The 14009-nt window shown below is 28.8% G+C and carries 15 protein-coding genes; 3 read left to right on the forward strand and 12 right to left on the reverse strand.

What is annotated here, in order from left to right:
* Window positions 1-60: 60 nt before the first annotated feature.
* Window positions 61-603 (reverse strand): DUF4865 family protein, encoded by a 543-nt coding sequence (locus CSPA_RS18405; RefSeq protein WP_015393864.1) that lies wholly within the window; start codon window positions 601-603, stop codon window positions 61-63.
* Between the two features lie 169 nt (window positions 604-772).
* Between CSPA_RS18405 and CSPA_RS18410 the strand changes: the two genes are divergently transcribed.
* Window positions 773-1630, forward strand: coding sequence for a LysR family transcriptional regulator (locus tag CSPA_RS18410; protein WP_015393865.1), 858 nt, complete (start codon window positions 773-775; stop codon window positions 1628-1630).
* Window positions 1631-1732: 102 nt separating this feature from the next.
* On the opposite strand, the gene def is transcribed toward CSPA_RS18410, so the two are convergent.
* Together def and CSPA_RS18420 are read right to left on the reverse strand one after the other, a co-directional pair.
* Entirely contained in the window at window positions 1733-2188 is a 456-nt protein-coding gene (gene def, locus CSPA_RS18415; protein ID WP_015393866.1) for a peptide deformylase, read from the reverse strand.
* A complete protein-coding gene (locus tag CSPA_RS18420) occupies window positions 2189-2425 on the reverse strand; it encodes a helix-turn-helix transcriptional regulator (RefSeq protein WP_015393867.1) in 237 nt (78 codons plus the stop codon).
* Window positions 2426-2620: 195 nt separating this feature from the next.
* On the opposite strand from CSPA_RS18420, the gene CSPA_RS18425 reads away from it, so the two are divergent.
* On the forward strand, window positions 2621-4093 hold the full coding sequence (locus tag CSPA_RS18425) for a methyl-accepting chemotaxis protein (RefSeq protein ID WP_015393868.1): 1473 nt from the start codon (window positions 2621-2623) through the stop codon (window positions 4091-4093).
* A gap of 540 nt (window positions 4094-4633) precedes the next feature.
* Here the strand turns inward: CSPA_RS18425 and CSPA_RS18430 are convergent.
* The 5 genes from CSPA_RS18430 to CSPA_RS18450 all read right to left on the reverse strand — a co-directional run bounded on the left by CSPA_RS18430 (window position 4634) and on the right by CSPA_RS18450 (window position 8834).
* Window positions 4634-5062, reverse strand: coding sequence for a GNAT family N-acetyltransferase (locus CSPA_RS18430; RefSeq protein WP_015393870.1), 429 nt, complete (start codon window positions 5060-5062; stop codon window positions 4634-4636).
* A gap of 144 nt (window positions 5063-5206) precedes the next feature.
* Entirely contained in the window at window positions 5207-6160 is a 954-nt protein-coding gene (locus CSPA_RS18435; RefSeq protein WP_015393871.1) for an alpha/beta fold hydrolase, read from the reverse strand.
* Between the two features lie 97 nt (window positions 6161-6257).
* Window positions 6258-6812, reverse strand: a complete 555-nt coding sequence (locus CSPA_RS18440) for a MarR family winged helix-turn-helix transcriptional regulator (RefSeq protein WP_015393872.1) — start codon at window positions 6810-6812, stop codon at window positions 6258-6260.
* Between the two features lie 125 nt (window positions 6813-6937).
* Entirely contained in the window at window positions 6938-8218 is a 1281-nt protein-coding gene (locus CSPA_RS18445; RefSeq protein WP_015393873.1) for an acyl-CoA thioesterase/bile acid-CoA:amino acid N-acyltransferase family protein, read from the reverse strand.
* A 271-nt stretch (window positions 8219-8489) separates the two neighbouring features.
* Window positions 8490-8834, reverse strand: a complete 345-nt coding sequence (locus tag CSPA_RS18450) for a winged helix-turn-helix transcriptional regulator (protein ID WP_015393874.1) — start codon at window positions 8832-8834, stop codon at window positions 8490-8492.
* A 166-nt stretch (window positions 8835-9000) separates the two neighbouring features.
* On the opposite strand from CSPA_RS18450, the gene CSPA_RS18455 reads away from it, so the two are divergent.
* On the forward strand, window positions 9001-9813 hold the full coding sequence (locus tag CSPA_RS18455; RefSeq protein WP_015393875.1) for a nitroreductase family protein: 813 nt from the start codon (window positions 9001-9003) through the stop codon (window positions 9811-9813).
* 82 nt (window positions 9814-9895) lie between these two features.
* Here CSPA_RS18455 and CSPA_RS18460 read toward each other — a convergent pair whose 3' ends face one another.
* From CSPA_RS18460 to CSPA_RS18475, 4 genes are all read right to left on the reverse strand, one after another.
* Complete coding sequence (locus CSPA_RS18460) at window positions 9896-10588, reverse strand: endonuclease V (protein WP_015393876.1); 693 nt, start codon at window positions 10586-10588, stop codon at window positions 9896-9898.
* A 42-nt stretch (window positions 10589-10630) separates the two neighbouring features.
* Entirely contained in the window at window positions 10631-11152 is a 522-nt protein-coding gene (gene idi, locus CSPA_RS18465) for an isopentenyl-diphosphate Delta-isomerase (protein WP_015393877.1), read from the reverse strand.
* A 72-nt stretch (window positions 11153-11224) separates the two neighbouring features.
* Complete coding sequence (locus CSPA_RS18470) at window positions 11225-12205, reverse strand: 2-keto-3-deoxygluconate permease (protein WP_015393878.1); 981 nt, start codon at window positions 12203-12205, stop codon at window positions 11225-11227.
* A 176-nt stretch (window positions 12206-12381) separates the two neighbouring features.
* The gene (locus CSPA_RS18475; RefSeq protein WP_015393879.1) at window positions 12382-13800 is read right to left on the reverse strand and encodes a glycoside hydrolase family 1 protein; all 1419 of its coding nucleotides are present in this window, start codon (window positions 13798-13800) and stop codon (window positions 12382-12384) included.
* Window positions 13801-14009 lie beyond the last annotated feature (209 nt).

Raw genomic sequence — 14009 nt, forward strand, 5'->3', positions numbered from 1 at the left:
TAAATATATGCACAGATAAGTTGCGCAATCTTCAACCAACAAGTATCAATATTTATTTAGTCATTCTTGCGATATGTGAAGTATATCATAAATAGTTCCATCTAGTGCTCTTATCTTACTTAAATCATCAATAAAGAAAAATACATGATATTTCCATTTATCAGGATTATAAATAACCAGAAATTCTGTTTCCTCAATGTTTGGTATATGCTCCATTATTTTATCTTTAAAATTATTAAGACTTTCTTGTGGCTTTATTTCTCTAATTATTTCAAATAAATATTTACAATCTTTAATTCTAAATGTTGTAGTATCAATTAATGGTATTCCTATATTTACGTTCTGCCATCCAAATGAAGATATTATGTTATCATAAAAACCACTAAACAAAAACTTATTTAATCCATTGCTATCTTTCCATATATATAAAGGACAGTAGCTATTTTGCAAATTATTATTTTTTCCCTTTTCTGTTGTTAAATAGAGTTTAAATTTTAAATCCTCAAAACTATCTGTTTTATACCCATTATTTTTCACTCTATCCCTTATTATTCTCATATTATAATCACTAGGTAGTCCAATATTATATTGCATTGCTATCATTGGCTTTCAGCCTCCTTTTCAGTTCTATTTTATTCTCAATTCATTTATTATTTTTAACAATTACAGTTTAACTCCCCATATAAAAATTGTATAATACTTATAACTAATCTTTAATATCACTAATAATGATATCAAAGATAAATTAATTATAACGAAAGGTTCTTATATTATGGAAATTAACGATTTAAGAATATTTCAGACAGTTGCTTATGAGAAATCCATATCAAAAGCCGCTTTAAAACTTGGTTATGCTCAATCAAATATTACAATGAGAATTAAATTGCTTGAAAATAACTTGAACACTACTTTGTTCATTAGAAATAATAAAGGTACTATAATTACATCGAATGGAGAAAAACTGCTTAAATATGCAGATAAAATTTTAGAATTAATAGATGAAGTTAATGAAGAATTTATTCCTACTAAAATTATTTCTAATATAAAAATAGGCGCTACTCAGACTATTTCTGCATCTATTTTACCTAAAATATTTTCTCTATTTTATGAGAAAAATCCAGAAGTGCCTTTAACTTTAAAAACAGAAACTCAAAAAGTTTTAGTTAACTTTATCCAAAAAGCTGAATTAGATGGGGCTTTTATATCTGGTGAAATTTCCTCTTCAAAAATAAAAAAAATTTTTACTTTCAAAGAAAAGCTTGCACTAGTATCTTCTGTACCAATTACTGATGTAAATCATTTAACTTCTCCTATAATAATAAATTCAGATAAAATTTGCCCTTATCGCAAGCTTCTACAAAAATGGTTACTTTATAATAATTCTAAACCAGCCCATATTATTGAATTTGATTCATTAGAATCTATTCTTAGAGGTATAGCTGACGGACTTGGCATATCTCTTTTACCTAAAAGTATTTTGCCTAACAACAATAAATTCTTTATTTATGATTTGAAAAATGAGTTTTCTGAATTGGAAGTTAAGTTTATAGCCAATAAAAATTTACAAATAAATCCTTTACTTAAGGACTTTATAAATCTGGTAAATAGTTATATCTCTAATTCTTATTGATTATTTTAATATAAATCATTAAAGTTCAAAGCTTTTTCAAATCACAAAACCAAAAGGAGAACCTCCTCTACCTAGACCTGGTTCTCCTCAATATACCCATAATTAAAGTTTTAAATATTCAGTAACAAAATCTGTAAAAAGAATACCATCTAAATGATCTATTTCATGGCAAAAACATTTTGCTAAATCTCCTGCACCAGTTGATATTATTTCTTCACCTTTTTCATTAAGCGCCTGTACTTTTACTGTTTTTGGTCTTAATAATTTTCCAAATACATTAGGATTACTCAAACATCCCTCAATAACTTCTTGACTGCCTTCCTTACTAATTATCTTGGGATTAACTAATTTTATTAATCCTTCTCCCATATCTATAACAACTAATCTTTTTAGTATACCTATTTGTGGTGCTGCTAATCCCCCACCATTTTCTTCATTATACATAGTTTCAGCCATATCATTTAGAAGCTGTCTTATCTTTTCGTCTACCACCTCAACTTCTCTGCTTTTCTTTCTTAATACTTCATCACCAAAAAGTCTAATTTGCCTTAATGCCATTTATATTGCCCTCCTGCTTAACTCTGCTCTTGATTTTCTTTCACTTTGTTCAAAAAGAAACACCTCTTCTATTGAGCAGTGAAATACTCGTGAAATGTCATAAGCTAACCATATAGATGGTTCATATTTTTCTGTTTCAATAGAATTTATTGCTTGTCTCGATACTCCTACAAGTTCTCCCAACTGTTCTTGTGTTAATCCAACAGCTTCACGATATTCTTTTAATTTATTTTTCATTAACAATCACTCCTGTAATGTTTACCTTACATAAATTATATTCAACTTAGATTTTCATGTCAAGTTAACATTACATTTAACATGTTTTTATCTTACATCAATTTAACAATTTATACTCATCCATTGCTGTGTGTAAACGTAAAATTATGATAAAATAGTATATATACATTTTAAAAATAGGGAGGGGAAAATAATATGTTATTTAGAAAAGCACCATGTCATGAAGCAGAATGTATTATTAAAAATGTTGAAGATAGATTAAGTGGTAAGGATAGTGATAAACCAATAATAGATTATCCAATTCATAAGACTATTTTTTCTCATTTTGATAGACTTTTAGAGGGAGAGAAGAAAATGTCAGTTAGTGCTAAGAAAATGTTAGAACATACTTCTTCACTAAGCGACTTTGACGTCAAAACAAGCTACTCTTCTAATAAGTTAATTGACTTTGCAAAAGATATGTCTATTGTGAGTGAATCTAATCTTGCAGTAGTTGAAGAAATCACAGCAAATATGAATCAAGTCAATAATTCTATCAATATTACATCAGACACAATGAATCAGTTATCAGAATCTTCAAAGGCTTTAGTCGAAAAAAATGATGAAGGTATGCATGAACTAAAGGAAATTAAACTCTTAAAAGAAAATGTTGTTGAAGATATGAATAATTTAAGTGAACAGATTAAAAATTTAGTTCAAATGGTAGCAAAAGTTAATGAAATAGTTGATGGTGTAGAAGAAATAGCAGAACAAACAAACCTCCTAGCTCTAAATGCATCAATTGAAGCTGCACGTGCTGGAGAAGCTGGAAAGGGTTTTGCTGTTGTTGCTGAGGAAATTGGAAAACTTGCAGATAATACAAAAATAAATTTAAACGATATGAGAATTTTTGTTAACAATATACATGTTGCAGCTACAAATGGTCGAGATAGTATGGAGCATACAATTACTTCTACTATGAACATGAATTCAAAATTAGATGGAATTAATGATACCATTATTGAAAATGTATCATTATTAAAAGAAACTATTAATGATGTTAATCAGTTGTCAGAATCGATGAAAGAAATAAGAGAGGCAACTAAACAAATTAATGTTGCAATGGACTCTTCAGCTAAAGATGCAGAAAGATTAAATTATATGACACAAGAAATTCATACTGATGCCGTTGAAAGTGCTGAAAATGCTAAACAAATATCAATGATTGATACTGAATTAAGCGAAATAGTTAAAGAAATGATATCCTCCTTAAACGGTGGAATAAATGCGCTCTCAAACAATGAACTTGTAAATGCTTTAGTAAAAGCAAAAGAAGCTCATAACAAATGGATGGGTAATTTAGGAAAAATCTTAACTGAGATGAAAATTTATCCAATACAAACAAATTCAAAAAAATGTGCTTTTGGCCATTTCTATAATTCTATTAATATTTCTCACCCAGATATTGCACCATATTGGACGGCTATTGATAAAATACATCATGAATTACATAACACTGGGACTAAAGTTATTGAGGCTATAAAAAGACATGACAAAGAACATGCTAATGACTTATATTCTCAGGCTGAAAAATTATCAAAAGAAATTTTTACGTACATAGATACTATTATCGAAGAAATCCAAAAGAAATCTAAATTAGGAATAGAAATATTAAAAGAAGCAAAATAATAAAATATAATTTCACGTAAGCGTCATATTTACGACCTATATGTTTTCAGCAGAAATTATAGTCTAAAAATTTCATAATAAAATGGCTTCCTCATCAAATCATTTTCTATACTATATTAATGGAAGTCATTCTATTCTATTTACTAATTCATTGACGCTTACTAACTTTTTTATTATTCTTTGTATATAAAATATAATAAGGCACACATTCTGCGTGTTATTTTAATTTACCTAAATAATACAAATCGTACTACTAAAATTATATAAAATCCTGTTATTATTGATTTAATAATTATATTCCAATGCCTATTTTTCCACATCTGATATAATCCTACTGGTCAAAAAAATAATAAACAACCAACAAGAATAAGCTGTTCTCTCCAATTTATTTCATATAATTTACGTAATGTACTATCATTTATTTTTAAATACTTTTTCATAAAACCCTCTCATTTTCAAAAAATTTATAACATAGTAATTATTTTAACCGTCATAAGTAATAATATGTTTTATCTCATTTTTAAATTAATTATAATTCTATCATTTTATATTCTTTTTCATATAATATCGTTTATGATTATGAGGACATTCATTTAATACTCCGAAAACTTCATATCCTTGCTTTATATAGAAATCTTTAGCTTGAAAATCAAATGTGTCCAAATGAATTAACTTGCATCCTTGACCTATTGCTATTTGCTCGACTTCATTTAAAAGTTTAGTACCAATTCCCTCTTTCCTAAAAGTTTCCTCAACCCACAAAGAATCTATATAGAGGCAATTCCAGCAATACATTTTGCTATTTATTCCTGCAATAATTTCACTATCATTATTCTTGATAATTCTATTTATACATACAAAAGCTTGCTGCTGAGTTTGAGGAACTTTAGATAAATTATAATTCACCAAATTTTCTACAACTAATTCTGCTTCATTTTCATTACTTTCTTCTATAATATAATTATTCATAATTGTGACTCCTTTATTTTACTATTATACTTTTCTATAAAAATAGTAAAAAGAGCCACTCTTATCAAATATTAACTGTTTAGTGGTATTATCTTACTTTTTATTTAACATTATGATAATACCCTGAAAATGAAATTAAAAATTTTAATTGTTCAGATTTATCTCTAACAATGATTCAAAAAACAACTTAGGTTGATCTACCATAGTCATATGTCCTGCATTAGGTATTAAATACATTTTTTTATGTGGTGAATTAATGATTTTAAAATACTTTTCTGCAAGAACATATGGAGTTTGCCAATCATTTTCTCCTAAAATATAATAAATTGGTACTTTGTACTCTGCCGATTCAGATCTTATATTAAATTTTCTCCAATATTCTATTATTTCTTTATTGACCTTATCTATTTTTAGTAATGAAAAAATATCTGTTAACTTAAATATTGGACTTCTAATTAATTCAATGACTGCAGATAAATTGAAGTTAACTGCTAGATTATATTTTCCCTGAATTTCACGTAATTTTTCAGATTTCTTCTTAAATTCAATACCAGATAATCCAACTGGATAATCACCTAAGCCTTCAAGTATTTTTAATGATCTTTTATCATTAGCCTGGAACGCCAATTCTCTAACCTTTTCATAACCCAAACGCTCATTATCAAACATATTTATAACCTGACCAACCCCAATATAGTAAGCAACTTCTTCTGGATATTTTTTAATAAATACACTTCCTAGAATAGTTCCCCATGAATGACCCATTAATATAATTTTTTCTTTATTATATTTTTTCTTTAAATATTGAATTATTTCAAATAAATCCTTTAACAATAAATCCATCGTTGGATATTTATCTGGATTCTTAATTAAAGTTTTTCCAGCGCCACATTGATCCCAATGTACCACTGTAAAGATTTCTTCCCACTTTTCTTGAAACATATGTGAAAGTGAAGATTCTGCAAAACCTGGTCCTCCGTGTAAAAATAACATCACTTGATTATCAGCTTTTTTACCAGCATGAAATAAATATTGGTTCATGCCATTAATGTGTATATATTCCTCAAAATAAATTACTCTGCAATTTTTATTTTTCATAACTCAAATTCTCCTTCTTTATTGCAAGAGCATTAGTCTTTTTTACACGCGAACTTATCTAGAAAATCTTTTTATAATCAAGAAATTTTCAAAATAATTATCTTGAATTTCTCATTTCAGAAAAGTTAGCTAATATTAATTTTAAATCGTCTTCCAAATCAACATTAGGAATTTGAACATTTTCTTCAAATCCATCCATTTCAACACCATCAAAACTATATAATTTAATTAATAACTTCCAAAGAGTTTCTATTTCTTCCCTAGTAAAATCTTTAAAAATTTCTACCATGAAATTAACTCCAGCATCTTTTCCACATTTAATCATAGCCTCAATGCCTTGTTCAGTTAAACAAATGTTAACCGCTCTTTTATCTTTTTTGCTTGGCATAATAGATATAAAGTTTTTCTTTTCAAGACTTTTAATTAATTGAGTTACATTTTGTTTAGTAGTTCCGAGCTTTTTAGCCACGTTTATAAGAGTAGTTTCATCTTTAGGCAAATGAAGTACTGCAAGCATTGTCATATACTGCCTTGATGTTAATGGAGCACAATATTGATCCCCTAAAACTTGAAGTTTATTTGAAACTGAAAAAAGACTTGAAAATGCTTGTTGCATTATGTGTAATAAATAAAATTCTTTTTCATAATCCATTCTGTGAATCTCCTTTGTAAAGCATAAATTATAATCTATAGACAATGGTTTTAGTCAATACATTGTCTATAAATTATATAACTTTACTCTGGAAATATCAATAATACAAAATCTTTACAGTATACTCATGGTTCCATAAAAAATCCAATTGTTCTTTGCCAGGATTTATACTGCCCGTCTGCATTACCTTCTATGGTTCCTCCTGAAGAAAACACTCCTCCCATCATATTCATAGCTAGTGTATCACTTATTGGAATAATATATGGTACTGGCATTGGATGTCCCATTCCATCACATGTTAATAGCTCCACTTTATGCTTATAGTTATTCTTTTTTAGATTATCTTGTATTATCAAACAACCATCATAGCTATTCCAAATATTATCTTCCTTTCCCGTGATCAAAAGGAGATCAGCTTCTGAATTCTCTATTTTTATTCTTGCTTCCTCTTTATTTGTTGCTTTTTCAATACTTTTTTTATAGGAACTAGCAAATCCAAAGGTCACTCCATTTTCTATAGCCGTCTTTTGATCTTCCAAAAATATATTATTATCAATTTCTATAAATGGAATTGATTTATTCTTAAATGACCATGAGGAAACCATCTTTTCACAATTCATTCCATTTAGTGCTTGAAAGCAATATGCATGAGGTTCTACTGCAACCACTTTTTTTATTTGCTTGTATCTTGATGCAAGCAATAATGCTAATTCTCCACCTTTAGAGGTTCCATGTAGAAATATCTCTTTCGAACTTACAATTGTATTACTTTCAATCCATTTAAATATTTTTTCAAAATATTCCAATGGCACTTCTTCTAATTTCTCTGGTAATCCTCCAGCTGCAAAATACGGAACCATAAGAACATTAATTCCTCTCGCTGCAAGTGGTGCTGCCATAAGTTTTATTGCACTCATATTTCCATCTGATCCACCTAGCATCAAGATTAATTTATTATTAGAATTTTCTTTATAAAATAATTCTCCATTAAACTCTTCTTCACATATATTCTTAACAATAACATCATCTGTTTTAAAAATCCTCTTTAATTCAAGTTCCTTTTTTTCATCAGAAGTTTCAAATATCATATGCATTATCATTGGTTTATCAATAGAGATATTTTCAGCAATATTTTTTCCTACAGTTCTTGTTTTTTTCAATGAATAAATCAATCCCATACTATCTTTAGCTTTATAAGTGCCTTCTATAGGTTCAATTAAATCTAAATCCACTTCTCCTTTTTCATTGGATATAAATACACCATAAGAGGAATATTCCTCTCCTGAGCACCATGGCAATTCTGCCTTCAAAGTAATTTTCACTTTACTATTAGGCATTAGCTCTAATACCTTTATGTCTATTTTTTCAGTTATAAGTGCTTCTATATTTGATATTTCTATTTTCATAATATATTCTCCTCGCAAAATTATTTTTTAAGTAAAAGACTTTATTTCACAGGATGACTTACCACGTTCGTAAGCTTTTGACAATATATTGACTATTTAATTATAATATCAAACTCTCATATAGTCAATATATTGACTATATGTATATTCCTTATTTTCTCACAAAAATCATTCTATAAAAAAAAGCACCAACTCTCTTAGTTGGCACTTTTAGAATTATATTAAACTGCTTTATTTTAAACTATAGATACAATGTTTTTTAAGGCAATTATTATATTTCAGATTTACATGTAATTAAATTACTATAATTAATTGCCCATTCACACAAATCTGCTAAAACAGGTAGAAGGCTCAAACCGTAATCCGTAAGTGAATATTCCACCTTAGGAGGAACTTGATTATAAATAACTCTATTTATTAACTTACTTTCTTCTAAAGCTCTAAGCTGTTGAGTTAGCATTTTTTGTGTAATATTAGGTAACCTTCTTTTTAGTTCATTAAAACGCATAGTTTTTTTCCCTAATTCCCAAATAATTATTGGTTTCCATTTACCTCCAATGATATCTAATGTTAATTCCATAGAACAATTATATTGAGTACCTTTAAATTCCATCATTTATATTCCCCCGTATATGTTTAACCACTCCCTATAGTATACAAATGGTAACCACGTTCCTAAAAAGTGCGTACTTGTTAATATTGATATAATCATATAAATTGTATTATATCACAAGATCTTGAATATGATAAAAATATTGTTAAATAATTAGGAGTGAAATTCAATGAATTTAATTAATGTAAACCAATCTAAATGTATTAAATGTGGACTTTGTACAAATGTATGCCCATCAAGTGTTTTATCAATGGACAAATCTGGACCTATAGTCATAAATGATAATAATTGCATAGCATGTGGACAATGTGTTGCTGTATGTCCAAATGAGGCACTTGATAATATAAAATCACCAGTCTCAAAGCAAACTGCTATTGAGACCTTTCCAGTAATAAATTCAAAAACTGCTGAATATTTTCTTAGATCAAGGCGTTCAATAAGAGGTTATAAAAACACCTCTGTACCTAAGGAAAAATTATTAGAATTAGTTAATATTGCACATTATGCACCTACTGCAAGTAACAGTCAATGTATTTCTTATATTATCGTTGAAAATAAGAATATATTAGAAAAAGCTTCTAAAATTATAGTTGAATGGATGGAAGAACAATTAAAAACACCTTCTCCTCATTGGAGTTTCTCAAGGCATGTAAGAAATTATACAGTAGATGGAATAGACTCAATCTTAAGAAATGCCCCTCATCTAATAATTGCAACAGCTCCAAAGAATTTTAAGAATGGGCGAGAAAACACTATTTCAGAACTCACCTATGCTGAACTCTATGCAACTACTATGGGACTAGGTTCTTGCTGGGCTGGCTTGTTTGAATTTTGTGCATTTTCTAGCTATCCTCCACTAATTTCTCTATTTAATATCCCTGAAGACAAAGTTATTACTGGCGCTATTATGGTTGGATATCCAAAATATAAATATAAACGACTTGTTAAAAGAAATTCTTTGGATGTTGAATTTATTGATTAATAATCTCGTTATAAATGCATAAAAATATCCAGTAATAATCCTAATGGAAATAGGGCTATTACTGGATATTTTAAAAAGATATTTATCTATATATACTTCTCATTTTATGTGTTGCAATATCTGCATATCTCGTAGGTATTGGTATATGGCTATCTTTCCTTACTAATTTATTTATAATGCTAGTTGTTGTTTCTAAATCTATGTAATTACCAATTGATATAAAAATTGGCTTTACATCCTTGCAGGTTCTTAATGCACGTCCATAAACTTCACCATCAATGACGATATCTGTAAATGCACCTTGTTCATTTTCTGGCATAACAAAATCAACATCTTCAATCTTATAATAATTTTTTGCAACACCAATCGTTGGCTTATTTAAATAAAAAGACGCATGTGTTGCTATCCCCATATGTCTTGGATGCAAATATCCATTTCCATCAAAAACGTATAAGTCAGGTTTAACACTTAATTTTTCATTGCATTTCATAACAAGTGGTAATTCTCTGAAGGCTAAATAACCAGAAATATATGGGAAGTTAATTTCGCCTACACAATTAACTTCTTCTACTATCTCTCCTGTTGCATAATCCAGTATAACTATGCAGCAAACTGCTTTTTCTACAGCATCTTTCCAATATGCCAAATCTACTCCTGCAATATAATGAATATCCTCTAACTCAAAGGTATTATCTTTAACAATTTTAGTTTTTAAATTAGCTTGAATTTCTCTACATTTTTCTTCTGAAACAAATTTAAAATCAGTATTCTCCATTTCTCCCACTCCCATTAATGCTCAAAACATTGTCCCTATCTATTAAAGCACATCTTTTAACATATTTTCTGTTCTATTTATTAAACATTTAAACCAATAAGTATATAGTTCTGGTTTATTAAAAATATCATTTTTAATTTCACTAATATCTGCCCATTTAAAAGCATCAACTTCATCCTCATTTGCAATTATTTCCCCATCGTATTTTCCAATAAATACATGGTCGAATTCATTTTCAAAAAGATCTTTTTCAAGTTCTACCTTATAAATAAAACTAAAAATTTCTTTAAGCTCACATGTAAAACCCATTTCCTCTTTAAGCCTTCTATAAATTGCCTCTTCTAATTTCTCACCATATCTAGGATGACTACAGCACGTATTAGTCCATAGTCCAGGTGAATGATACTTTTTTATGTTTCTTTTTTGTAACAATAATTGCTTTTTAGAATTAAATACTAATATAGAAAATGCTCTATGTAATACGCCTTTATGGTGAGCCTCCATTTTTTCAATCTTACCAATTTCATTATCAAGTTCATCAACAGCTATTATATATTCCTTCATTCTATTCTTCCCCTCAAATGATTTTATATCTTAAACTATGCAGTAACACTACAAAATATTTAAATATATTTTTTATCCAGTAATTCCACTCAATTTAATTCCAAAATTCTCTTCATATTTAGGGCATCCAAATTTTTTTGCAAACCATTGTACTATAAAAGGACACAATATTGCTGACAAAACAGCAGCACATGAGATTTGTATAGTAGCTAATTTTACATAAGGAGCAAAATCAGGAGCTATTTGTGCTATCATTGCAGGTACTGCAATTGTATTACCTGCTACAGATACAGTTGCTATTCCACCATACCCTGGTCTTTTAAGCAGAAATCTATCTACAATAAATGCTACTGGTCCAGTAACAAGCATCACAATAACAAAAAGGAAAATCCCACCAAAGCCTCCTTCTATAATTTTAGCTAAGTCAATATTTGCACCTAAGATAAAGCCCATTATTGGAAGCACTAATGCATTTCCACTCTTTGTAGCTCTTCTAATTTCATCGTCAAGGTTAGCTAAAGTTATCCCAATACATAATGGCAGTAAAATTGTTATATATTCTTGATAACTTACTCCTCCTCCAGAAACCCCAATAGTTAGCAAAGATAACATCGGACCTGAATTCAAGTTAAACATCGGTCTTGCAACAAGATCAGCATGATCACCATAGCTTTCCATTAATCCCATATATAAGCTACCATTGTTATTTGTTAATGCACATAAAATTGCCAAACTGCATACACCAAAAATTCCTCCATAGCCGAAGAAATGAAATATACAAATGTAAATACCAGCTCCTGCCAAATATTTAAATAACACATGACTTCCACCACGTTTTAAAGCCTCTGGTATATCACTCATTTTTATTTGTGTTCCTGTAAATAATAAAGTCAAAAACATAGCTACTCTTAAGCCATCATCAGAAAGCAATGCTTGACTATAACTTCCTATTCTCAAAATCCAAGGACAAAATGTATTTAATATAGCAGAAACGAATAGAGGTACAATCATTGTTCCTGCTGGAATCTTTTTAATATGACTTAATAATTTCACAATATCTCCTACCTTCTCACAAGTATACAGGGTTAGTATATCATACTAATAAATTTTAAGCTAATCTGAGAAGCTTTTTTAATACAACTATTTAATAAATAACCAAGAATAGAGTATAGATAAATTTTGCTCAAAAATCTATCTATACTCTATTCTTTCCACTTTTGTTTATTTACTTAACTGTTAAGAAGACTATTTCCATTAGTAGCAATGACTTCCTTATACCAATCAAAAGACTTTTTCTTATATCTGTTTAATGTGCCACTTCCATCATCATTACGATCTACATATATGTAACCATAACGCTTTTTAAGTTCTGAAGTCGATGCACTTACAACATCAATACATCCCCATGAAGTATAGCCCATCAATTCGACTCCATCTTCAATTGCTTCTGCTACTTCAAGTAAATGACTTCTTAAATAATCAATGCGGTAATCATCAATTACGGCTTTGCTTCCTTTTCCATCATCAACTAATTCATCTACAGCTCCAAGTCCATTTTCTACAATAAATAATGGTAAATCATATCTATCATAGAATTTATTTAATGTAAATCTTAAACCCTTAGGATCTATTGGCCATCCCCATTCTGAAGCCTTAATATAAGGATTTTTATATCCCCTGCTTAAGTTACCTCCAGTTTTTTCAGCTAAATCTGGATTTACAGTTTCACAATTACTAGAATAATAACTAAAAGATATAAAATCCACAGTATTTTTAAGTATTTCTTCATCTTCTGGTTCCATATTAATATGTATATCATGTTGTTTAAAATATCTATTCATATATCTTGGATATTTTCCTCTAGCATGTACATCTGCAAAAAATAAAGTATCTCTATCCTTAATCATTGTTGCAATAACATCATCTGGATTTGGAGTTAAAGGATAAGTTGTTATTCCTAAAATCATACATCCAATTTTAGCCTTTGGCATAAGCTCATGTCCAATTTTAACTGCCAATGCACTTGCCACTAATTCATGATGAGCTGCTTGATATAGATCACTTAACGTTAATTTCTCTTTTGGAGTTAAGATTCCACCACTGGCAAATGGTGCATGAATAACTGAATTAATTTCATTAAAAGTTAACCAATACTTTACTTTATCTTTGTATCTTTCAAAAATTACCCTTACATAATTCTCAAAATAGCCAATTAATTTACGGCTTCTCCACCCATCATACCTTTTAGCTAATTCAAGTGGTGTTTCATAATGAGATATTGTTACAAGTGGTTCAATTCCATATTTATGACACTCATCGAATAAATCATCATAAAATTTCAAACCTTTTTCGTTAGGTTCGTTTTCATCACCATTTGGGAAAATTCTTGACCATGCAATGGAAGTTCTAAACACTTTAAAACCCATTTCTGCAAAAAGCTTTATATCTTCTTTATATCTATGATAAAAATCTATACCCACTAATTTCATATTATCCTCAGTAGGTTCTTCAGTTCTTACCCCATGTATTCCCTTAGGAAGCACATCTTGAACACTAAGTCCCTTTCCATCCTCTAAATATGCTCCTTCACATTGATTGGCCGCAACTGCACCGCCCCATAAAAATCCTTCTGGAAAATTTATATTCATATTATTTTCTCCTCTCGTGTAAAAACTATTTTATTTACTGTATAGATATCCAAAGCAAGAATTAGACATATATGGAACTTACCGAAATTAAACACATATATATTACATTTATAAGTTTGATTATTAATTTGGATTATCTATACATGTTTTTCCAAGTATTGTTATATTTAAAAGCTCGATTAATAAAAGATAAAGGATGAAATAATTGT

The sequence above is a fragment of the Clostridium saccharoperbutylacetonicum N1-4(HMT) genome, from assembly GCF_000340885.1.
GTDB lineage: Bacteria > Bacillota > Clostridia > Clostridiales > Clostridiaceae > Clostridium > Clostridium saccharoperbutylacetonicum.

Bases quoted from the DNA above. Each gene is read 5' to 3' on its own strand.
- CSPA_RS18405 (WP_015393864.1), bottom strand. From the start codon at position 603: ATGATAGCAATGCAATATAATATTGGACTACCTAGTGATTATAATATG.
- CSPA_RS18410 (WP_015393865.1), top strand. From the start codon at position 773: ATGGAAATTAACGATTTAAGAATATTTCAGACAGTTGCTTATGAGAAA.
- def (WP_015393866.1), bottom strand. From the start codon at position 2,188: ATGGCATTAAGGCAAATTAGACTTTTTGGTGATGAAGTATTAAGAAAG.
- CSPA_RS18420 (WP_015393867.1), bottom strand. From the start codon at position 2,425: ATGAAAAATAAATTAAAAGAATATCGTGAAGCTGTTGGATTAACACAA.
- CSPA_RS18425 (WP_015393868.1), top strand. From the start codon at position 2,621: ATGTTATTTAGAAAAGCACCATGTCATGAAGCAGAATGTATTATTAAA.
- CSPA_RS18430 (WP_015393870.1), bottom strand. From the start codon at position 5,062: ATGAATAATTATATTATAGAAGAAAGTAATGAAAATGAAGCAGAATTA.
- CSPA_RS18435 (WP_015393871.1), bottom strand. From the start codon at position 6,160: ATGAAAAATAAAAATTGCAGAGTAATTTATTTTGAGGAATATATACAC.
- CSPA_RS18440 (WP_015393872.1), bottom strand. From the start codon at position 6,812: ATGGATTATGAAAAAGAATTTTATTTATTACACATAATGCAACAAGCA.
- CSPA_RS18445 (WP_015393873.1), bottom strand. From the start codon at position 8,218: ATGAAAATAGAAATATCAAATATAGAAGCACTTATAACTGAAAAAATA.
- CSPA_RS18450 (WP_015393874.1), bottom strand. From the start codon at position 8,834: ATGATGGAATTTAAAGGTACTCAATATAATTGTTCTATGGAATTAACA.
- CSPA_RS18455 (WP_015393875.1), top strand. From the start codon at position 9,001: ATGAATTTAATTAATGTAAACCAATCTAAATGTATTAAATGTGGACTT.
- CSPA_RS18460 (WP_015393876.1), bottom strand. From the start codon at position 10,588: ATGGAGAATACTGATTTTAAATTTGTTTCAGAAGAAAAATGTAGAGAA.
- idi (WP_015393877.1), bottom strand. From the start codon at position 11,152: ATGAAGGAATATATAATAGCTGTTGATGAACTTGATAATGAAATTGGT.
- CSPA_RS18475 (WP_015393879.1), bottom strand. From the start codon at position 13,800: ATGAATATAAATTTTCCAGAAGGATTTTTATGGGGCGGTGCAGTTGCG.